22 protein-coding genes and 1 other RNA gene are annotated in these 19,906 nt (G+C 35.7%); 5 read left to right on the forward strand and 18 right to left on the reverse strand.

Translation table 11 applies throughout. The annotated features are described in order from the left end of the window. Positions 1-6: 6 nt before the first annotated feature. Positions 7-801 carry an ABC transporter permease gene (locus IGM13_RS09405; RefSeq protein ID WP_002356900.1) on the reverse strand — a complete coding sequence of 265 codons (795 nt, stop codon included), beginning with the start codon at positions 799-801 and terminating at the stop codon, positions 7-9. Positions 802-1,047: 246 nt separating this feature from the next. Between IGM13_RS09405 and IGM13_RS09410 the strand changes: the two genes are divergently transcribed. Beyond that, a complete protein-coding gene (locus tag IGM13_RS09410) occupies positions 1,048-1,389 on the forward strand; it encodes an EamA family transporter (RefSeq protein WP_002356899.1) in 342 nt (113 codons plus the stop codon). A 73-nt stretch (positions 1,390-1,462) separates the two neighbouring features. On the opposite strand, the gene IGM13_RS09415 is transcribed toward IGM13_RS09410, so the two are convergent. The 12 genes from IGM13_RS09415 to map all read right to left on the reverse strand — a co-directional run bounded on the left by IGM13_RS09415 (position 1,463) and on the right by map (position 11,542). Next, entirely contained in the window at positions 1,463-1,813 is a 351-nt protein-coding gene (locus tag IGM13_RS09415) for a DUF2304 domain-containing protein (protein WP_002419746.1), read from the reverse strand. Continuing rightward, entirely contained in the window at positions 1,813-2,538 is a 726-nt protein-coding gene (locus IGM13_RS09420; protein WP_010715343.1) for a glycosyltransferase family 2 protein, read from the reverse strand. The genes IGM13_RS09415 and IGM13_RS09420 overlap by 1 nt, the downstream gene beginning before the upstream one ends. A gap of 52 nt (positions 2,539-2,590) precedes the next feature. Then, positions 2,591-3,433, reverse strand: a complete 843-nt coding sequence (gene rfbD / locus IGM13_RS09425; protein WP_010715344.1) for a dTDP-4-dehydrorhamnose reductase — start codon at positions 3,431-3,433, stop codon at positions 2,591-2,593. Between the two features lie 92 nt (positions 3,434-3,525). Then, the gene (rfbB, locus tag IGM13_RS09430; RefSeq protein WP_002359895.1) at positions 3,526-4,554 is read right to left on the reverse strand and encodes a dTDP-glucose 4,6-dehydratase; all 1,029 of its coding nucleotides are present in this window, start codon (positions 4,552-4,554) and stop codon (positions 3,526-3,528) included. A 24-nt stretch (positions 4,555-4,578) separates the two neighbouring features. Next, positions 4,579-5,151, reverse strand: a complete 573-nt coding sequence (rfbC, locus tag IGM13_RS09435) for a dTDP-4-dehydrorhamnose 3,5-epimerase (RefSeq protein WP_002356893.1) — start codon at positions 5,149-5,151, stop codon at positions 4,579-4,581. Between the two features lie 12 nt (positions 5,152-5,163). Further along, the gene (gene rfbA, locus IGM13_RS09440) at positions 5,164-6,030 is read right to left on the reverse strand and encodes a glucose-1-phosphate thymidylyltransferase RfbA (RefSeq protein ID WP_002364387.1); all 867 of its coding nucleotides are present in this window, start codon (positions 6,028-6,030) and stop codon (positions 5,164-5,166) included. Between the two features lie 122 nt (positions 6,031-6,152). After that, entirely contained in the window at positions 6,153-6,866 is a 714-nt protein-coding gene (locus IGM13_RS09445; RefSeq protein ID WP_002419749.1) for a glycosyltransferase family 2 protein, read from the reverse strand. 3 nt (positions 6,867-6,869) lie between these two features. Further along, positions 6,870-7,697, reverse strand: coding sequence for a glycosyltransferase (locus tag IGM13_RS09450; protein ID WP_002389137.1), 828 nt, complete (start codon positions 7,695-7,697; stop codon positions 6,870-6,872). Continuing rightward, positions 7,697-8,485 (reverse strand): glycosyltransferase family 2 protein, encoded by a 789-nt coding sequence (locus tag IGM13_RS09455; protein WP_002419750.1) that lies wholly within the window; start codon positions 8,483-8,485, stop codon positions 7,697-7,699. Before IGM13_RS09455 ends, IGM13_RS09450 begins: the two co-directional genes overlap by 1 nt. Before the next feature lie 121 nt (positions 8,486-8,606). Beyond that, positions 8,607-9,743, reverse strand: coding sequence for an MraY family glycosyltransferase (locus tag IGM13_RS09460; RefSeq protein ID WP_002366956.1), 1,137 nt, complete (start codon positions 9,741-9,743; stop codon positions 8,607-8,609). Between the two features lie 110 nt (positions 9,744-9,853). Beyond that, entirely contained in the window at positions 9,854-10,762 is a 909-nt protein-coding gene (locus IGM13_RS09465) for a YihY/virulence factor BrkB family protein (RefSeq protein ID WP_002419751.1), read from the reverse strand. 15 nt (positions 10,763-10,777) lie between these two features. Further along, positions 10,778-11,542: a type I methionyl aminopeptidase gene (gene map / locus IGM13_RS09470; protein WP_002356886.1), complete on the reverse strand. Its 765-nt coding sequence runs from the start codon at positions 11,540-11,542 to the stop codon at positions 10,778-10,780. Between the two features lie 174 nt (positions 11,543-11,716). Between map and IGM13_RS09475 the strand changes: the two genes are divergently transcribed. Further along, positions 11,717-12,160, forward strand: a complete 444-nt coding sequence (locus tag IGM13_RS09475) for a flavodoxin (protein ID WP_002356885.1) — start codon at positions 11,717-11,719, stop codon at positions 12,158-12,160. Positions 12,161-12,233: 73 nt separating this feature from the next. On the opposite strand, the gene IGM13_RS09480 is transcribed toward IGM13_RS09475, so the two are convergent. Together IGM13_RS09480 and IGM13_RS09485 are read right to left on the reverse strand one after the other, a co-directional pair. Beyond that, positions 12,234-12,707, reverse strand: a complete 474-nt coding sequence (locus IGM13_RS09480; RefSeq protein ID WP_002419752.1) for a TspO/MBR family protein — start codon at positions 12,705-12,707, stop codon at positions 12,234-12,236. A gap of 157 nt (positions 12,708-12,864) precedes the next feature. Then, the gene (locus IGM13_RS09485) at positions 12,865-13,437 is read right to left on the reverse strand and encodes a TetR/AcrR family transcriptional regulator (RefSeq protein ID WP_002419754.1); all 573 of its coding nucleotides are present in this window, start codon (positions 13,435-13,437) and stop codon (positions 12,865-12,867) included. Positions 13,438-13,687: 250 nt separating this feature from the next. Here IGM13_RS09485 and IGM13_RS09490 point away from each other — a divergent pair, with 250 nt between their 5' ends. Next, positions 13,688-14,926 carry an aminopeptidase gene (locus IGM13_RS09490; protein ID WP_010713248.1) on the forward strand — a complete coding sequence of 413 codons (1,239 nt, stop codon included), beginning with the start codon at positions 13,688-13,690 and terminating at the stop codon, positions 14,924-14,926. Positions 14,927-15,567: 641 nt separating this feature from the next. Here the strand turns inward: IGM13_RS09490 and IGM13_RS09495 are convergent. Further along, the gene (locus IGM13_RS09495) at positions 15,568-16,938 is read right to left on the reverse strand and encodes a DUF6056 family protein (RefSeq protein ID WP_002419536.1); all 1,371 of its coding nucleotides are present in this window, start codon (positions 16,936-16,938) and stop codon (positions 15,568-15,570) included. 1,144 nt (positions 16,939-18,082) lie between these two features. Between IGM13_RS09495 and IGM13_RS09500 the strand changes: the two genes are divergently transcribed. After that, on the forward strand, positions 18,083-18,235 hold the full coding sequence (locus IGM13_RS09500) for a hypothetical protein (protein ID WP_229202735.1): 153 nt from the start codon (positions 18,083-18,085) through the stop codon (positions 18,233-18,235). 49 nt (positions 18,236-18,284) lie between these two features. On the opposite strand, the gene ffs is transcribed toward IGM13_RS09500, so the two are convergent. Beyond that, positions 18,285-18,381, reverse strand: an RNA gene (gene ffs, locus IGM13_RS09505) — signal recognition particle sRNA small type. Positions 18,382-18,418: 37 nt separating this feature from the next. Next, the gene (gene tadA / locus IGM13_RS09510; protein WP_002362126.1) at positions 18,419-18,940 is read right to left on the reverse strand and encodes a tRNA adenosine(34) deaminase TadA; all 522 of its coding nucleotides are present in this window, start codon (positions 18,938-18,940) and stop codon (positions 18,419-18,421) included. 77 nt (positions 18,941-19,017) lie between these two features. On the opposite strand from tadA, the gene IGM13_RS09515 reads away from it, so the two are divergent. After that, entirely contained in the window at positions 19,018-19,869 is an 852-nt protein-coding gene (locus tag IGM13_RS09515) for a PucR family transcriptional regulator (protein ID WP_002383772.1), read from the forward strand. Positions 19,870-19,906: the final 37 nt, after the last annotated feature.

A 19,906-nucleotide genomic window follows, 5' to 3' on the forward strand; every position in this document is an offset into this window, starting at 1 on the left:
CTCTCCTTATAGTACATCTGAAAAATGTGGTTTTAAGCGTCTAAACACGGTTGAGCCAATTAATAGTAAAACAATAGTAACTCCCCAGAAATATAAGCTATATTGCCAATGTTCCCAGAACCATGCACCGCCTAAATAAGATTCGCGGTATCCTTGAACAATATAATATAATGGATTGATTTTTAAGATTGTCGCAATCATTCCAGTTGGTTGCCATAAAATTGGCAATGTCCACATAACTGTTTGCATAATGATATTGATAAATTGCATAATATCAGGTAAAAATGGTTGTGTTGAAGCAGTAATCCACGTAATTGCTGTTAAAAAGACTAATAAACAAGCTAAGTAGTAAATTAATTGCAAACTGTACAAACTTGGATAATAACCGTTAGCTGTAGTAATTACAAAACCAATTAGAATGAAAAACAAGTGGGTGTACAAGTTCGATAAAATTTTAGACGTTGGTAAAATTTGTACATTAAACACGACTTTTTTAACTAAATAACTATATTCACGAAACACATTCGTGGCTGATAATAACGAATCTGAAAAGAAGAACCAAGGTACCATCCCTGTTACTAAATAGACAATGAACGGCATATTGTCGCCAGCTCTAGAACGAAGGCCTACAGAAAAGACAAACCAATACGTCAAAACAGTTACTAATGGCGTTAAAAACGCCCAAACAATTCCTAGTGCTGAACCAGCATACTTGGCCTTAAAATCATTAAATGAAAATTGTAATAACAATTTTTTGTTCTGAAAAATATTCTTGAAAATTGAAAATGTTTCTTTAAACATATACTTATTCCTTCCGTAATAAACTATTTTTATCTAAAATTTTTGGATACAAAAATGCCATTTTAAACAACATTTCTATTTTATCGATAAACGCCTAGCTTTTCAATAGTAGACCCCTTTTTATAAAGAAAAATTTAACTGATTTCGCTATATTAAAAAAACTTGTCCAATTTTTAGGAGATTATGCTACAATAATGGAGGTCTTGCATTTTTTGCACGGAAACTATTTTTGAGAGAAGGGAAATTATGGTTCTTTTTATTATTTACGTATTTCTGTCTTCTGCTGGTCTGGTCTTATTTAAACTAGGTTCTAGCAGTTTGAACATCCAACTCCAACAAACAATCTTTTCAATGAATATCTCACTTATATCTTTATTAGGTTTATTTTGTTATTTAATTAGTTTTATTTTATGGATGTTAATTATTAGTCGTTCCGATGTTTCTTACATTGTTCCTTTAGGCGTTGCCTGTACAAACATCGCTATTTTAATCGCTTCAAATCTTATTCTAAAAGAGACGATTACAACGAATGCCCTTATTGGTGCTGTGGTTATTATTGTCGGCATTGTGATTATGAATCTTAAATAAAAAAGATCGCTATTCATTGAGCTGACCCTTAAAAATTAGACTTTCAGGTCCAACTTTTAAGGGTCACTACACATTAGCGATCTTTTTTATTTTCTTCAGATTTCATGATAGATAATTCCTGCAATAATGTTTTAATGCGATTTTCGTGTTTTGAAATCAACACAGAATTTTTAATTTCCATAATTAAAAGGACAATCACTGCAGCTGATAATAAGAAGTTTGACGTTGTTTCAAACCCAAAGGCCATTGCTAACCATTCTGCCACATGCGGGAAAATAGCAAAAATAATTAAAACAATTGAGATTAATAACCAAATCAAGGCATTTTTTAGGAGAAAAATATTTTTATTAATCCCTCGAATAATGTATAAGAAAAAGCCAATTGCAAATAAAGATAAAACAAACCACAACACGGTTGGTAACATCAATCTCCCTCCTTCATAAAGGCCGCAATCAGAATTGCTGAGCCGACTTCCAGCATATACTTCACAGAAGCCAATGCACGAATCGAAGAAACACCACCAAGCCGTTCCATCATATTGACAGGTCTTTCAACAATCACAAAGCGTTTTTTGATTAAGTGAACAATCGATTCTGGTTCGGGATAGTTTGTCGGATAGCGCTTTGCAAAAAAAGCAATCACTTTCCGATTTCCCGCTCGATACCCCGAAGTCACATCATAAATTGTTTTACCAGAAGCCATTCGAATGCAAAAAGATAACAAACGAATACCAAAACGGCGCATTTTCGTACTTTGAAAAGCCGCTTCGTTTCCAGGAAGGAAACGAGAGCCAATCGAAAAATCGCATTTACCCTCTGCTAATGGTGCCAGTAAGACAGGTAAACTATTGATATCATGTTGACCATCACCATCAAACTGAACCGCCACATCATACTCATTTTCTAAGGCATATTTATAGCCTGTCTGTACTGCCCCGCCAATACCTAAATTCAACACTAAATGAATGGCATTAATTTGGTTGGCTTCTAAAATTTGTTTGGTTCTATCTGTCGAGCCATCATTGATTACCACATAATCCAATTCATGTTGAAAATGCGTAACTTCCTGTTTAAATGTTTCAATGGAAGCAATCGTCCGCAAAATGTTTTCTTCCTCATTGTAAGCAGGAATGATTAAAAGAACTTTCATAGAAGAACACCTTTCCACTTTCTCTCCACCAAAAAACTCTTTAGTTAAGTTTTTATTGTTGAACATTTTCTAACATTTGCGCTAAGGCTTCTTGCCAAGTAGGAATTTTAAAGCCTAACGCTTCTGTTTTACTTAAATCCATTACAGAATATTGTGGTCTTTGCGCCTTTTGTGGAAATTGAGTTGAATCCACTGGCAGTACTTCCACTTCAGTATCTTTTAAAATTTCTTTAGCAAATTGATACCAGCTACAGCTGTTTTCATTAGACAAATGATAAACACCAAATGGCGCTTTTTCTGCAATAACAAATGCCATAAATTCCGCTAACGTTCTTGTCCAAGTTGGGCGGCCAAATTGATCGTCCACTACCGTTAGTTGGTCTCTTGTTTCCGCTAATTTTTGCATGGTAAAGACAAAGTTATGACCGTATTGACCAAATACCCATGATGTTCGAATAATATAATAGTCGTCCAGGATTTCTTGTACCGCTTGTTCACCTAATAACTTCGTCCGACCATACTCATTTAAAGGATTCGGTTGATCATCAATTGCATAGACACCTTCTTTTTTAGTTCCATCAAAAATATAATCTGTACTTACGTAAACAAGTGTCGCCCCCACTGCTTTAGCAGCTTCTGCAATATGACGTGTGCCATCTACATTCACTTTTTCATCTAATTCCTTGCCTTCGTCTTCTGCTTTATCAACAGCTGTATAAGCAGCACAATGATAAATGACGCTTGGTTGAATTTCTTTCACTTTTGCCAACGTACTATCCGCATCAGTAATATCTAATTCTGTTGAATCCGTTGAAACATACTCAATTCCTTGTTCATCTAATAGGTGACGTAATTCTGTGCCCAATTGGCCATTTCCACCAGTAATTAAAATCATTTTTTTCACTCCTTCTTGAAAAAAAGGCAGGGCAAAGTAGCTTTTGTACTTTGCCATCGCCTTTCGACTGTTATCTCACATGTCAGAAAAAATTACTGACCATTTTGTGCATATTTTGCTTCAACAGCTTCTTTATCTGCACGCCACCAGTCTTCATTTTCTGTATACCACTTGATTGTTTCTGCCAAGCCTTCACGGAAATTCGTGAATTCTGGTTCCCAACCTAATTCTTCGCGTAATCTGGTTGAATCAATCGCATAACGTAAGTCATGTCCTGCACGATCGTTGACATGCTCATAGGCATCAACAGGTTGTCCCATTAATTCTAAAATTAATTCCATCACTGTTTTATTGTCTTCTTCACCATCGGCTCCGATTAAATATGTTTCGCCAATTTGCCCTTTTGTTAAAATTGCCCAAACAGCCGAAGAATGGTCGTTTGTATGAATCCAGTCACGAACATTTTTACCAGCACCATAAAGTTTTGGTGTAATGCCGCTTAAGACATTGGTAATTTGACGAGGAATAAATTTTTCAATATGTTGATATGGACCATAGTTATTTGAACAGTTTGAAATTGTTGCTTGTAAGTTAAAAGAACGAACCCACGCTTTGACTAACAAGTCAGATCCTGCTTTTGTTGAAGAATAAGGACTTGAAGGATTGTAAGGCGTTTCGGCAGTGAATTTTTCCCCTTCGCCTTCTCCATGTCCTGGTAAATCTTCTCTTAAAGGTAAATCGCCATAAACTTCATCAGTCGATACATGGTGGTAACGAACATTATTTTTACGGCAAGCTTCGATCAATGTGTACGTCCCAATCAGATTGGTTTGTACAAATGGGAATGGGTCGTTTAATGAGTTGTCGTTATGCGATTCAGCAGCATAGTGAACGACCGCATCTGTTTCAGCGACTAAACGATTAACTAATTCAGCATCAGCGATATCTCCTACGACTAATTCCACGCGATCACTTGGTAGACCTTCAAGATTTTTTTCATTTCCTGCATACGTTAATTTATCTAATACAGTTACATGAACTTCTGGATGATTCTTTACAACATAATGAACAAAATTTGAGCCGATAAAACCAGCTCCACCTGTTACGATGATTTTTTTCATAATTGAAACTCTCCTACTTTTTTCTTAAATTTCGCCATAGATAAACGGATTTTCCGCTTCAAATTCTTTTAAGGTTGGATGTTTTTGATCCTTTTCTGACGTAATCGCTTTTTCTGGCGCAATTGGCCAATCAATAGCTAACGCTGGATCGTTAAAAGCAATACCGCCGTCTGCTGCCGCATTGTAGTAATTGTCACACTTGTACATAAAGTTCACGTTTGGTGTCAAAGTGACAAAACCATGGGCAAAACCTTTTGGTACTAAAAGCTGACGGTGATTATGTTCTGATAAAATGTAGCCTTCCCATTGACCATAGGTTGGACTCCCTTTACGAATATCAACAATCACATCTAATACCGCACCTGTTACAACACGAATTAGTTTTGTTTGCGCAGCTTCGCCTTTTTGAAAATGCAATCCACGCAAGACACCTGCTTCTGTTGATAATGAATGATTATCTTGGACAAAATCAAAGTCTAATCCATGTTCTGCAAATTTAGCTTTGGAATAACTTTCTGTAAAAAAGCCACGATGATCACCGAAAACATCCATTTCGATAATTTTGACATCTTGTAATTTTGTATCAATAACTTTCACGTTTCTTCGCTCCTATTCTGCTGCTAAACGTAGCAAGTATTGGCCGTAGCCATTTTTCTTCAATGGTTGTGCCAATTCTACCAATTGTTCTTTTGTAATATAGCCCATTCGATAAGCAATTTCTTCCAAACAAGCGACTTTTAAATTTTGACGTTTTTCAATTGTTTCAATAAATGTTGACGCTTCTAATAAGGATTCGTGTGTGCCTGTATCTAACCAAGCAAAGCCACGGCCCATTACCTCAACAGAAAGTTTATTTTTTTCAAGGTAGACTTTATTAACGTCTGTTATTTCTAATTCCCCACGTTCTGAAGGTTTGATCCCTTTCGCAATTTCAACCACTTCATTGTCGTAAAAATACAAACCTGTCACTGCGTAATTTGACTTCGGTTGTGCTGGTTTTTCTTCAATAGAAAGCGCCCGCATCTCTTCATCAAATTCTACCACGCCGAAACGCTCTGGATCATTTACATGGTAACCAAAGACTGTTGCCCCTGATTCTTTAGAAGCCGCTCGTTGCAACATTTTTGATAAGCCACCACCATAATAAATATTGTCCCCTAAAACTAAGCAGACACTATCATCACCAATAAATTCTTCACCAATAATAAATGCTTGCGCCAAACCATCTGGGCTTTCTTGCACCGCGTATTCGATATGAATGCCTAAATCATGGCCATCGCCGAATAAGCTTTCAAAACGTGGTGTATCTTCTGGTGTAGAGATAATCAAAATTTCATTAATTCCCGCCAACATTAACGTTGACATTGGGTAATAAATCATTGGTTTGTCGTAAATTGGCATTAATTGTTTTGATGTTGCTTTTGTTAACGGATATAAGCGTGTCCCGCTTCCGCCTGCTAAAATAATTCCTTTCATGAACAGTCTCCTTAAATAACTTCTATTTTTAGTTTCTATAAAACCAAATATCCTTCCCTATTATCGCATTAAGCATAGGGTTTGTCATGTTTTTTACGTAAATTTTACAAATCTGTAAAAGTTTAGCGCTGTTCCTTTAAACGCTGATGTAAAGCTTTTAATAAATTCACACGCCAATTTAATTTTTGTTGGAAACTTGTTTTGGTAATAATGGGGCTGACATTCGCTCCATGTCTTCGGTAAAGCACTAATGGTTCTTTAATGAGACCCGTTTGCTTCTTCCGTGCAGCTAATAAGCCAATCCACATATCATGCATAGGAACTTCTGGCGGAATGGGTAAAATGACGTTTTTCATTTCTTGACGAAAGGCCATACCTGCCCCAATATAGCCACTTTTTATCGCATTTCGCCAAAACCCTGGTTTGACTTTTCGAAACTTAAAATAAGAGGGATTGGTAACTTGTAAATCCGCATCAACAATTTTCAAGTCACTAATAACCACTTGGATGTCAGGGTGCGCTTCAAAATATTCTGTCACCGTCGTTACTTTATTTGGCAACCAAACATCATCTTGATCTGCTAAAAATATTACTTCGCCATTCGTATGCGTAAGCGCAAATGCAAAATTAGCAATCACTCCTTGCCCTGGACCTTGTAACAATTGAATTTGGGGATAATTCGCTGCATACGTCCTCAAAATTTCCAACGTATGATCAGTAGAACCATCATCTGAAATAATTAGTTCATCTTCTTCACTGACTTGTAAAAGAATACTATCTAATTGTTCCGCGAGATATTTTTCTCCATTATATGTCGCAATACAAACTGAGATCATAGATTATCCTTTCATTAACTTGAGAAATTCTGCCAATGTTTGCCGCCAAATTTGGCGATTTTTGACAGTTAAAAATTGCTTACTACTACGTAAAAATAAATGGCGTCGATGATGGGAAAACTTTTCTTGATCATATCGACGATAAAATAACGTTTCTGCTTCAATAATAGAGCGATAACGTTGAGGACTCATTGTACGATAATCTAAAACAGACAATTCTTGTTTTAGGTGGATTGGTAAGACTTCAATCTTTTTATTGGCTTGATTTAATTGATAAAAGAACCAATGGTCTAAATAGTCCAAAGGAAATTCTTCCGAAAATCCTTCCAACCAGCGTAGCGTTTCTGCCGTAATAACTGTACCAGAATTGATAGCCATCAACGGTTGGTTGGCTATCCCTGCTGTTGGCTTTGCTCCTTTAAGCCCAACGTATTGATCACTATATACTGGCGAAATTTGTTGTCCATTTGCTTCTACAATTGGAACATAGACTGCCACAGTCGGATCTAATGGCATGATGATCAACGTATCAAAATAAGAGGCTGGCACTTCTGTGTCTTGGTCAAGGAGCAACAATAATTCACATTGATTCGCTTGACTAAAAGCAATCGCTTCATTATAAGCGGTCGCTAGTCCTGGATTATCAGGATTATGTCGATAAGTAACATTTGGTTGTAAAAATAATGCATCTTCTTGAGGAAGTGGACTGTTGTCATAAATAAATAAGTGCAATTGGGGGTGGTCTACCACTTCTTTTAATAACAAATAATTCGGCGTATCAGCCATTTTCATTTGATATAAGACGATGACTACCGCTAATCTTTGACTCATTAAAAGAACCTCCAGCCCCATTTGTTAAAAAATTTCCCCATTGATTGCATAAAGATTTTAAACAATTTTCGACTTTTATGGGCGCCCTTTTCATACATGTGAACAACCGTTTCAAAAGGCGTATAGAGAATCCGATAGCCTGCTTTGCCAAAGCGTAAACATAAATCGTTGTCTTCAAAGTACATGAAGAAACGTTCATCGAACCCACCAATTTCAACGAATTTTTCACGATCAATCAACATAAAACAGCCTGAGCCCATTTTAATATCCGTTGTTTCTGTATCCGACAAATCGCGACATTCATAAATACTCAAACGTTTATCAAAAATTTTCTTTACAAATTGAAAGGGAATAAAACGTAACATATAATCGAAGACATCTAATTTTTGACGAACTAAATATTGCGTCGTGCCATCTTCATTTAACACTTTAGGGCTAACGACTGCAATGTTCTTATCTATTTTGATACGGTCTAATAGACGATCAAGCACGTCTTTAGTAACCAAAACATCGGGATTAAAAATAATTGCATACTTTGTCGAAGCATTGAATAACACTTGATTATGACCATGACCAAACCCTTGATTTTCTTCAGCGCGATGGATAGTAATAAATGGTTCATATGTTGTTAATTTTTCAAGATACGCTGTTTCAGAATGATTGTCATAGATATGAATATCATAGATACTATTAGTACCTAGTTCGGCTTTTAATTGGTCTAATACATTAAAAATGTAACGACTATTATAAGTGACAATCGAGATTGTTACCATTTCTTGCATGCTCATTTCTCCTTACTACTGAAACATCGTCTTAAAAAAAAAGCATATGTTTCACACATATACTTTTTTAAGTTTAATGGAATTATATCATAGGTTTACGCTCTCGCAAAGCAACCTAAAGATTTCTTTACTTTCTCTTAGAATGCTTGCCAAGTCGCTTTTTCATTTGCTCCTGACGATATTCACGATTCCCTAAAATCCGTAACAAATACATCAACGGTTGATGTCCTTCGCCAACTAGACCGATTAATTCAATAAATAATTCTAAGCCAATTAAACAAAAGACAATTAATAAAATTGATGCTACTGTACTTGAATAGCTGAACAATAAAGAAACAAAGGAAAAAACTAACGCTAACGCATAAATAGTCATGACCGCCCCCTTATGGGTAAAACCTAAAGATAACAAGCGGTGATGCAAATGCATTTTATCTGCTGAGGAAATGGGCTTCTTGTTCAATAGCCGTCGAATAATTGCATAAACCGTATCCGTAATAGGCACACCTAAAATCACCATTGGCGTAATTACCGTGATAAACGTGGCATTTTTTAAGCCCTGTAACGACATTACTGCAATCATAAACCCGAGGAATAACGCCCCGGTATCTCCTAGAAATATTTTAGCCGGATAAAAATTGTATGGGAAAAATCCCGCAATGCTCGCAACTAAAATAAAAATAACAATTGGAATATAGACCGTTTTAGCATGTAGGAAAAAATACCCTGTAATACCAATCGTGGTTAATCCAATAATGGATACGCCTGATGCTAAACCATCCAAACCATCAATTAAATTTACTGCATTCGTAATCGCTAAAATCCACAATAAAGTTAGTGGTAAACTAAACCAGCGCAAATCAATCATTCCAACGACTGGCAACGTCACAAAATCTATCCGAATTCCAGCAACAAAATAAATAACTAATGCTGCTAACAAAATACCGATTGTTTTTTTCATTGGAGTAATCTCTTTAATATCATCAATGAGGCCTGTCAAAACAACCATTCCACCAGCCAAAATAATCGGCCAAATATAATCTTGTGGGATAATCGAACGAAAAATCAATAAACATGAACTAGCAAAAGCAATATAGATTGCAAGTCCTCCTGCTGTAGGCATATTTTTGGTATTGATTCGTCGCTCTCCTGGTGCATCATAGGCGCCAATCCGAAACGCTAGAAGCTTAACAAGTGGTGTTAATAGCAAAGATAAGATAAATGTCATAAATAAACGTATCAAAACTTCATAAATAAATAGTGACATAGTCGAACCCACTTTCTTCTCGTTCAGGGTATATTATACCGTAAACTGAAGCATTTACAAGCTGAAACATGTGTTCTGGCAACGGTTTAGACTTTTTTAAAGAAATCCATTTATTTTTTCTTTTTAAACCATCTAAACAAGCGTTGTTCAAAACTTGGTTGTTTTTTTTCTTTATCTCCAGATAAGTATTCATCAACGACAGCGTTGACAATTGCTCCTAAAATAATAATCGTGGCAGCAAAATTCAGCCATAACATCAAGATGATAAAACTCCCGATGATTTGATAACTTGCGATTCTAGAACTAAAATATTTTACGTACAAACCAAAAATTTGTGATAATAGCATCCAACCGACTGTCGAAAAAATAGCCCCTGGCAAAATAGAACGTAACGATAATTTCCGATTAGGAACGACCGCATAAATCAAACACATAATCACTAATAAAACAACGGTCGTTAACGGCCATTTTAACGCTTGGAAAGTATCGATCACAGATGTTGAGTAGTGGAAAATTGGTTGCAGTAATTCAATAATGTACTGACCCAAACCTAAAATTACTACTACACCAACAATCGCTACCATAAATAACAAAATAACTAAAAATGAGACCACTCTTACGAGAATAAAATTTTTCCTTTGTTCGACACCAAAAGCTTTATTCATCGCATTTTGTAGTGCATTAATGCTTTGACTGGCACTCCAAAATGCTGCTAAAGCGGAAACAGAAAGCAACCCGCCTGAACGTTGAGTCAATAGTGAACGAATCGCTGGTTCTAAGTTCATATAAACATCTTTCGGAATGGCCTCTGCAATATAAGGCAACACAGAATTAGGGTCGATTCTTAAATAAGGTAAGACATTACCTACCGCAATCAGTAATGGAAACAGCGAGAGTAATAAATAATAGGCAACAACCACTGAGCTGTTGCCTATTTCGGCTGTGACCATGTGACTTTGCGTTGTCTCAATAAAACGCATCAAAGATTGATTCTTTTTGATGTTGTCGAGAAACTTCATCACACACTCTCCTTATTAATAAGTCAATTCTTCGCCTTGTGACGTTAAGATTCTTGGACCTTCTTTCGTAATCGCTAATGAATGTTCATATTGACAACTTAGACCGCCATCTTCAGTATAAGCAGTCCAACCATTTGGGTCCATTTTCATGCGCCAAGTTCCTGTGTTAACCATTGGCTCAATGGTAATAACCATTCCCTCTTTTAAACGTAGTCCTTTACCTGCTTCACCATAGTGAGGAATCATTGGACTTTCATGGATAGTTGGGCCAATACCGTGACCTACAAAGTCGCGAACTACCCCGTAGCCTTCTCCTTCTACATACGTTTGAATTGCATGACCAATGTCGCCAATTCTATTTCCTACTTGTGCTTGTTCAATCCCAAGATATAGCGCTTTTTTGGTTACTTCCATCAAGCGATCAATTTCAGGTGTTGATTCACCCACGACATAAGACCAGCATGAATCAGAGATTGCGCCCTTTAAGTCGACACACATATCTACTTTGATTAGGTCGCCATCTTTTAATACTTTTTTACGAGGAAATCCGTGGCAGATTTCGTCGTTGATACTACAACAGGTAGCATATTTGTAGCCTTCATAGCCAATTTGAGCCGCCACGCCACCATGACTTTCAATAAAGTCTCTCACAAATACTTCAATATCCCAGCTTGTAATGCCAGGTTTAATAAACGTCCGTAAATGACGGTGAACATCCGCTAATAATTCCCCTGATTCATCCATCATTTCAATTTCTCGTGGTGATTTTAATGTAATCATACTATCTCTCCTAAACTTGTTTCATTCAAATTATTTTATCACATTTTTTGCAAAAAAGATTGTTCAAACACCAATTTTCAAAAAGTCCCTTAATAAAAGCACTCGCTAGTCTTTTATAAGAAATGCGCATCTGCTATAATAAGTGACAGAATTGTATGAGGGGGAAGAAAGTTTATGACGTTAGCTAAAATTGTGTATGCAAGCATGACTGGGAATACAGAAGAAATTGCCGACATTGTTGCAGAAGCATTTGAAGATTTAGAATTAGAGGTCGAAATTGATGAGTGTACGCAAGTCGATGCCGCTGATTTTGAAGAGGCCGATATCTGTGTAGTAGCTACATATACGTATGGCGATGGCGATTTACCTGATGAAATTGTCGACTTTTATGAAGACTTACAAGAGATTGATTTATCAGGAAAAATCTTCGGCGTTTGTGGTTCAGGAGACACGTTTTATGATGATTTTTGTAAATCGGTGGACGACTTCGAAGCAGTCTTTACTCAAATTGGGGCAAAAAAAGGCGCCGACAGCGTTAAAGTTGATTTAGCCGCTGAAGAAGACGACATCCAACGTTTAGAAGAATTTGCGAAAAAATTAGCAACTGCCGCAGAATAACTACGTTAAAATAAACAAAAAAAACACCAGAGAAAATGGCGATTTTCCATTTTTCTCTGGTGTTTTGATATTCCTAATTTAAAAATAAAATACTGTAATTTAAAGCTGCCGCAAAAGTAACCCAAAGAATATAAGGAATCATCAACCAGCCACGCGTTATTAATTTATAACGCAAGTAGTCCCACTGTTGAACTATTAATAATAGCCATAACAAAGAGATATCAATCACAGATACTAAATTATTTTGTAAAGAAAAAAAGAAAAATGTCCAGAAAAAGTTCGCAATAAATTGTAAAATAAATAGCGTAATCATCCGTTTTTTCTGTTGTTTATTTGGATGAACTAAGATGAAATAAAAAGTAATGCCCATAAAAATATACAACACCAACCATACCGGTCCAAATAACCAGCCTGGCGGAGCAAAACTTGGTAATCTCAACGCTTGATAATATTCTCTCGCATTTACTGAAAATAAGCCCGACAAGAGCCCTAGTCCGGTAATTCCTACAATACTTAGCCATAAACGCTTATCTTTCACTCGGTTCATGTTTTTTGCCCCTTTCTATTTCTCTTCTTTACTGTAGCATGGTTGCGAATAATCTACCATTAATACACTTAACAAAAAAAGACCGTTCTTTTAAGAAACAGTCTTTTGCTGTAACCTCACAGAAGTTATCAGCATGAGGTTACACTTTTTTTAATTTTTATAGGTCAATATCAATTGGTTCATCTCGTTCAAGAATTGCTTCAATACTATCTTTCATTAAATGAATGATTTGTTCTTCTGAAGGATGGATAATTCCAGAAGTCATCAATGCAGCCACACCAGTAGCGACCACCCATGTTCCCATGTGTAAAGAGTCAATTTGAACATCGTTTAAATTAGTATACTCAGGATCAGCTTTTACCGCTTCAGTAAAATAGTGATAAGAGAATTCTTGCATTTTTTTGCCGCCACCATATTCTTCTAAATAAAGCGCACGGTATAACTTACTTTCACTTGTCGCAAAATGAATATAGTTTAAAGCCAAATCAACAATTGTATTCCCGGTATGTTTTACTGGAAATACTTCTTTCGCTAAGTATTTATGAATTTTTTGGAATAAAGCATCGCGTAAATCATCCATGTTTTTAAATTCCAAATAAATCGGTTGGGTGGAACATTTCATTTTATTAGCAATATTACGTGCAGTGAACTTCGAAAATCCTTCAGTGGCGACTACTTCATAGGCAGCTGTTAAAATCTGCTCTTTCGTAATGGTTTTTTTTCTTGCCATAATTCCCTATCCCCTTTATTCATTCATATACAACGCTTCCAAATAAATGCTTATGGTTATTGTAACACGATTTTTCTATTATGCAAAATTAGAACAACTCTTTGTACAAAAGTTCACTGAGCGGGAGCACGACAACTTTTACCCCGACTTAAAATAACAGTTGATAAAGGCTTTATTTCGTTGAGTTCCCTGCTCTTCCGTGTTATGATATGAGCAGTCATTACCCATCAAAATGAAGGAGGAATCACGAATGACCTTAGAGAATTTTAATGAAAATCTAAAGAAATATGCACGTTTAATTGCTGAAACGGGTGTCAATGTTCAGGACAATCATACGGTTGTTTTACAAATCAGTGTCGATCAAGCGCCCCTTGCCCGCTTAATTACGGAAGAAGCTTATCGCTTAGGCGCGGCCGAAGTAATTGTTCAATGGAGCGACGAAACCATTCAACGTGAATTTTTAGCTCATGCTGCAACTGATCGTATTGAAAATGTTCCTCAATATAAAATTGATCAAACCGATGATTGGATTGCCAAAGGCGCAAGCCGAATTAGCGTGGTTTCTTCTAATCCTGATGCATTAGCTGGCGTGGATGCACAACGTGTAGCAGCTTTCCAAGCGGCTAATGGGAAAGCATTGGTCAACCTACGAAAAGCAACGCAAGCCAACAAAGTAAGTTGGACTGTTGTAGCTGCTGCTAGTGAAGGCTGGGCAGCTAAAGTCTTTCCAGAATTAGCAACAAGTGAAGAACAAGTTGATGCACTTTGGAATGAAATTTTTAAAACAACACGAATTTATGAAGAAAACCCAGTCATTGCTTGGGATATCCATGATAAAAAATTACAAGAAAAAGCGGCTGAATTAAACGAACAACAATTTACTGCTTTACACTACACAGCTCCTGGGACAGATTTAACGATTGGTTTGCCTAAAAACCATTTATGGGAAGGCGCTGGTAGTTATAACGCGCGTGGAGAAGAATTCATGGCTAATATGCCAACAGAAGAAGTTTTCACCGCTCCAGATAGTCGCCGCGTTGATGGTTATGTCTCTAGTACAAAACCACTAAGTTATGCTGGCACAATCATTTCGGGCATGAAATTTACATTTAAAGATGGAAAAGTTGTTGACTTCTCAGCTGAACAAGGTGAAGAAGCATTGAAAAATCTCTTAGCTATTGATGAAGGTGCCAAACACTTAGGAGAAGTTGCTTTAGTACCCGACCCTTCACCAATTTCACAATCCGGTTTGATTTTTTATAATACATTGTTCGATGAAAACGCCTCTAATCATTTAGCCTTTGGTTCGGCCTATGCCTTCAACTTACAAGGCGGCACGGAGATGAGCGAAGAAGAATTAGCTGCAGCTGGTTTAAATCGTAGCCAAACACATGTGGACTTTATGGTAGGATCTGACAAAATGAATATTGACGGCATTAAAGAAGACGGGACGATTGTTCCTGTTTTTAGAAATGGTGATTGGGCATAAATTTAAAAAGAAGCAAGCCGTTATTATTGGCTCTATAATTTATGAAACTGACAAATCAGAATTGATTCTGCACAGCTCATCATTCCTTATTGACAAGTAGCCAAATAAAGAGCCTGGGACAAAAATCACTTTGGATTTTTGTCCCAGGCTTAAAAATTGATAAACGACGGGAACAGAAGCAACACTACGCGTTACTCCGATCTCAACAACTTCTAAGGTGTTTTCTCGACATGCGTCTCGTCACAGTACAGCCTTCAAAAGAGCTACAGCTCTAAGAGTTGCGATGTTTCACTGTGAAGCATGAACAGATGAAATCATCGTACCTACTTGGTGAAGGTCCTTCGGAACTTACAAGGATAAAACTGTGACGAGCCTTTGGCGAGAAAACAATAAGCCGAAATTGTTGAGAATCACGAAGAACGTAGTGTTTCGATGATGAACAATACCTACTTGGTCTCCAAAAATTAAAGAACACCAGGTAGGTATCATGCAACATCAACTCGTTCCTCGTTGTGTTTTATGGCAATTTTCGGAAATTACTTCTTATTGCTGAGAAACACTATTTGCAAAGCAAATAGATGTTAAACAGTACCTACTTGGTTCTCGGAGTTAAACACTTCTGTTTCGATCTCTTTATTATTTTATCTGTTTATCACCGTTAATATGAAGGTACTAATACCTAACATGGTCAAATTAAATGACAATAAATCTTTCTTTTGTGGACTTATATTTTTCATTATTTCTTTAATGGCTGTTAGGACTATTATAGCGACAACAATGAAAAGTATATAATATGTTCGCATGCCTGAAGCCCAAACCGTAGGAGAAAAACCCATGATTACCCTTGAGCAAAAACCCATTATCATCAATATCGCTAAAAAGATAGCGGTTTTTTTATCATCAAAACTTAAATAAATTCCAATAATTAAACATAATAATAATCCTAAAATTATAAAAGTAACTATCCAAGTTCCAGGGTAAAAAATTGATAGTTTCGTTCCTAGTTTTGTAAAATGGTTGTCCAGATTACTGCTAGCCCAAATCATCGATCGTTTATTTCCATTGACATAAGTAAAGTTTTGTTTCATTGTATTACCGAAAAAAATAACCAGATTTAGAAAAAAAGGCAATGAAGTTAGTATACGTACATAATAGTTCTGACATTTCTTATAAGATAGAAGGAATATTATAAAAAAAAGTACTAAAAATAAAATATTCGTGTCTAGAAAAAATGGCTTTCCAAATGATGAAATACCAAGATCCAACTTGTTCAAAAAGTTAAAATTTTTATATTCAGGAAACCATTTATTGATTTCATTTGCAGCCCTTAATGTGTTTCCTGGGGCTGTCAAAGAAAAAATTAATTCCACTAAACTTATTACCGAAAGCGCTGATAACTTATAATCATACTTTCTTCTAAATAATAAATATAGACTTACAAGGCTTGTTAAAACAAAAAAGCATACATTAACTTGTTCTTGATTAGCTGAGAATATTAATAAAGGAATGCTTACCCAATATATTCTTTTATCTATTTCTTTGCCACTTAATAGCTGAAAAAAAGGATAAAAAGCTAGTAAACCGAATGCTACTGGCCAGTGATAATTTAAAGTAGTAGCTATCCAACCAGTTTCCCCCATTATTGTTAACGGAATTAGACAATATATAGAAAAAACTAATAACAAATTTTTGAAATATAAATTCTTGAAAACATATTTGCATAGCAATACTATATTTCCCGTCATTATTGTCGAATTTAGTAACTTCCATAACATAAAATGTTTAGAGAAGAACATCAAAAATAGTTCAATAATAACTCTTGAACTCCATGTTTTGTAATGCTCTATAGAAGCCCCAAAATAACCTAATTTATCTAATCTATTTACATAAACTAAGTCATCAGCTCTCACAGTCGGCATATACATATTAAAAAAGAAAAAGGCACTCCAAACCCCTATAAGAAGCAAAATCAATTCTTTATTATTTGTTGTTTTCCTCGCACGTTTATTCAATTTTTTAACTCCTTCCCGTATTACCCAACAAAGTATATCATAATTTTAAGATTTACTTAAGACAAGTTTGGGATTTTTTCATGCTTATATGCATTCCAAAATTAAGGGAATACTTTTAATGCTGCAATGCTTGGAATTAGGATTTGCTAATCCATTTAATTAAATTAAGTATTTATAATCTGCACTACATTAATATGCAATATCGGATAATTTTACGCCGTATTCAACCAAAAACATTGCTTCTAATTGTTTGTCTAGGTGGTTATTACGTCTGACAACAATTCAACGTCACTTTTACCAATCTATGATAAGGTACCTTCAAGCAATACTCCGTGCCTCTTGTTACTTTTTGTTACTTCTTGTACCTCGTAACTATTCTCTTTTATCTACTCTGGAATAAATTTACCAGTAACCTATACATCAATATTAAATTTCATTTTGATTATATCACCAACTTTTATATAGGAATTCGATGTTTTTTCGGTTTCTGTATCTGTCAATACTTTATTAGATTCTAGTTTATCAGTATCTGTATAACTATTACAAATAAAACTGTTAAGTCTACTTTGCCATCTAGTGGATGTGGATTGACAAATTGAGATACCACCTACAATCATCCAATAATTCTAATGTTACATCATACTGGTTTAGCTAGGCGCATAGCGTTCAAAATTGTTTCTATATTTGTTCCATTTTCGAAACCTGAACTTATAACCATCTGAAACATTTGCTAAAACTCCATATTCAAAGTCTAATGCAACAACATAATTTTTAGATATTTGAATGCGCAGCAAAAAATAATCCATTGTCATTTTAACAATATCCATACTCCCGAATGTATCTTACCAAATGTAGCTGAGCGCATGCTTCCCTTAGAGAGTAGAACATATTACTTATGTTTTTTTATGTATACTGCTCCACAAATACCATAATGCTAGTGGTATTTACGGAGCAGTCGAAATAATCGAAGAGTTAATTTTAGAAAAAGAAATAAAATTCAAAGAGCCAACAAATTATCTATTTGTTGGCAAAACGGGCAAACCAATTCAAGTGAATTCATTTAATGCCTCTCTAAAGAAAGCTAATGAAAGGCTAGGTAAAAATAAACAAAACTATATCAAGCCATATTTTTAGATATTCACATATTTCATTACTTGCAGAATTAAATGTACCCGCTAAAACAATAATGGAACGTGTAGGCCACGTTGACACGGACACAACTTTAAAAATTTATACTCATGTAACAAAAAAAGTTAAAACAAATCTGATAGAAGTTCTAAATAAATATGGCAAGTAATATTGCCCCTTTTTAATTCAAAACAAATAAAAAAAGGCTTAAAGCCTTTGGTATCAACTATAATTCAGACACATGGCGGCACTTGCTTAGTGCTGCTTCCTTCCGGATCTGACACAATTCACTAGCCCGCCATTGTCCTAGCCTTTCGGCAAAACCTAGTATAACGTATTTTTATTCTTTTGACTAGTCTTTCTTTTGATTTTTTAAAAGTTTCTCTTCTTTTTTCTTTGCCCGTAACTTTTTAAAGAACTGAACTAGCAATAAGCGACACTCTTCTTCTAAAACGCCTGCTTCGACATAGGCCACATGATTGAAGCGTTCATCTTCTAATAAATTCATCAAAGTCCCAGCAGTGCCTGCTTTAGGATCAGTTGCGCCATAATAAACTTCTGGAATTCGTGCTAAAAGCATCGCCCCACTACACATTGGACAAGGCTCTAAAGTTACAAATAATTGGGTTTCTTCTAGACGCCAATTTTCTATCCCGCGACACGCTTCTTGGATTGCATACATTTCTGCATGCGCCGTTGCTTCTTGCCGTGCTTCTCTCAGATTATGCCCGCGGCCAATAATTTCCCCTTGCCGAACAATTACAGCTCCAATAGGCACCTCAGCCAAACCTTCTGCTTTTTTCGCTTCTGCAATGGCTTCTCGCATAAAAAATTCTTTTTCTTCTTGTGTTAACGTTGTTTCTTTTTTTCCCAATTAATTTCCACCTTTCGGCTTTTTCCCACTAAACTTCTGTCTTGCTTCATGGTACAATAAATCAGTGAGGTGTGTCTATGATTATTGAAAATTTATCTCAGCTTTATCCCAAAGGCTATTTATCAAAAACAATTGGTTCCGAAGCCACCTATTCAATTCCTGTTGACGACCAATTTTTCATTGTGAATAAAGCTTTCTTAAGTATTAAAGAACAGCATTTGTTGGAAGCGCTTTTCCCGATTTCTGAAAACCCAACCATTACTGGTAACCATCCTTGGTTCAGTTACTTATTTCAACAGGCAAAATTACCTGCCGAAGGGACCTTTCGTATGTTGCAAATTCAGACGAATGTCACAAAAGAATTACAAGCTGAATGGCAATTTAATTTAACAAAGATGTTTCCAGATACAGTTGATTGTTTCAGTCCAAGTAATAATATGTATATTTTAGTTGAAGAACAGTCAAAAAATACCTTTCAACAAGAAGAAATTCAAGGGATCTTTTTAACATTAGATACAGACTTTGATTGCACTAGCGCTGTATTTGTTGGCAATTTTTATTCCTCTGAAGACATTCTCCGGCGTTGTTTCCATGAAGAACAACGTATTTTTTCAGAAGAACTTAATTCCTCTAGTCGGACGACTGTTTTTAGTTTAACCGATGTCGCCCTCCACTATTTTACCAAAGAAGCCATGAGCCAAAATGTACTTGTTGAGTATTATCGTCGTTTATTAAATAAAGACACCGATATTCAGCCAATCATCAGCGCTTTGTGGAAAAATCAAGGCAATATTAGCTCCACTGCAAAAGATTTATTTATGCATCGAAATACTTTACACTATCGTTTGGAAAAGTTTTTTGAACAAACTGGCTTATCTTTAAAAAAAATGGATGATTTAATCTTTTGTTATTTGTTATTAAGAAAGTAGTACATCCGTTTTTTACTCGTATGTTTTTTATTCCCAA

It is taken from the genome of Enterococcus sp. DIV0561, assembly GCF_050539875.1.
In the GTDB taxonomy this organism is placed as follows: Bacteria; Bacillota; Bacilli; order Lactobacillales; family Enterococcaceae; genus Enterococcus; species Enterococcus faecalis.

Excerpts from the sequence above, each read along its gene's own strand:
- IGM13_RS09405 (WP_002356900.1), bottom strand. The coding sequence starts at position 801 with ATGTTTAAAGAAACATTTTCAATTTTCAAGAATATTTTTCAGAACAAA.
- IGM13_RS09410 (WP_002356899.1), top strand. The coding sequence starts at position 1,048 with ATGGTTCTTTTTATTATTTACGTATTTCTGTCTTCTGCTGGTCTGGTC.
- IGM13_RS09415 (WP_002419746.1), bottom strand. The coding sequence starts at position 1,813 with ATGTTACCAACCGTGTTGTGGTTTGTTTTATCTTTATTTGCAATTGGC.
- IGM13_RS09420 (WP_010715343.1), bottom strand. The coding sequence starts at position 2,538 with ATGAAAGTTCTTTTAATCATTCCTGCTTACAATGAGGAAGAAAACATT.
- rfbD (WP_010715344.1), bottom strand. The coding sequence starts at position 3,433 with ATGATTTTAATTACTGGTGGAAATGGCCAATTGGGCACAGAATTACGT.
- rfbB (WP_002359895.1), bottom strand. The coding sequence starts at position 4,554 with ATGAAAAAAATCATCGTAACAGGTGGAGCTGGTTTTATCGGCTCAAAT.
- rfbA (WP_002364387.1), bottom strand. The coding sequence starts at position 6,030 with ATGAAAGGAATTATTTTAGCAGGCGGAAGCGGGACACGCTTATATCCG.
- IGM13_RS09445 (WP_002419749.1), bottom strand. The coding sequence starts at position 6,866 with ATGATCTCAGTTTGTATTGCGACATATAATGGAGAAAAATATCTCGCG.
- IGM13_RS09450 (WP_002389137.1), bottom strand. The coding sequence starts at position 7,697 with ATGAGTCAAAGATTAGCGGTAGTCATCGTCTTATATCAAATGAAAATG.
- IGM13_RS09455 (WP_002419750.1), bottom strand. The coding sequence starts at position 8,485 with ATGAGCATGCAAGAAATGGTAACAATCTCGATTGTCACTTATAATAGT.
- IGM13_RS09460 (WP_002366956.1), bottom strand. The coding sequence starts at position 9,743 with ATGTCACTATTTATTTATGAAGTTTTGATACGTTTATTTATGACATTT.
- IGM13_RS09465 (WP_002419751.1), bottom strand. The coding sequence starts at position 10,762 with ATGAAGTTTCTCGACAACATCAAAAAGAATCAATCTTTGATGCGTTTT.
- map (WP_002356886.1), bottom strand. The coding sequence starts at position 11,542 with ATGATTACATTAAAATCACCACGAGAAATTGAAATGATGGATGAATCA.
- IGM13_RS09475 (WP_002356885.1), top strand. The coding sequence starts at position 11,717 with ATGACGTTAGCTAAAATTGTGTATGCAAGCATGACTGGGAATACAGAA.
- IGM13_RS09480 (WP_002419752.1), bottom strand. The coding sequence starts at position 12,707 with ATGAACCGAGTGAAAGATAAGCGTTTATGGCTAAGTATTGTAGGAATT.
- IGM13_RS09485 (WP_002419754.1), bottom strand. The coding sequence starts at position 13,437 with ATGGCAAGAAAAAAAACCATTACGAAAGAGCAGATTTTAACAGCTGCC.
- IGM13_RS09490 (WP_010713248.1), top strand. The coding sequence starts at position 13,688 with ATGACCTTAGAGAATTTTAATGAAAATCTAAAGAAATATGCACGTTTA.
- IGM13_RS09515 (WP_002383772.1), top strand. The coding sequence starts at position 19,018 with ATGATTATTGAAAATTTATCTCAGCTTTATCCCAAAGGCTATTTATCA.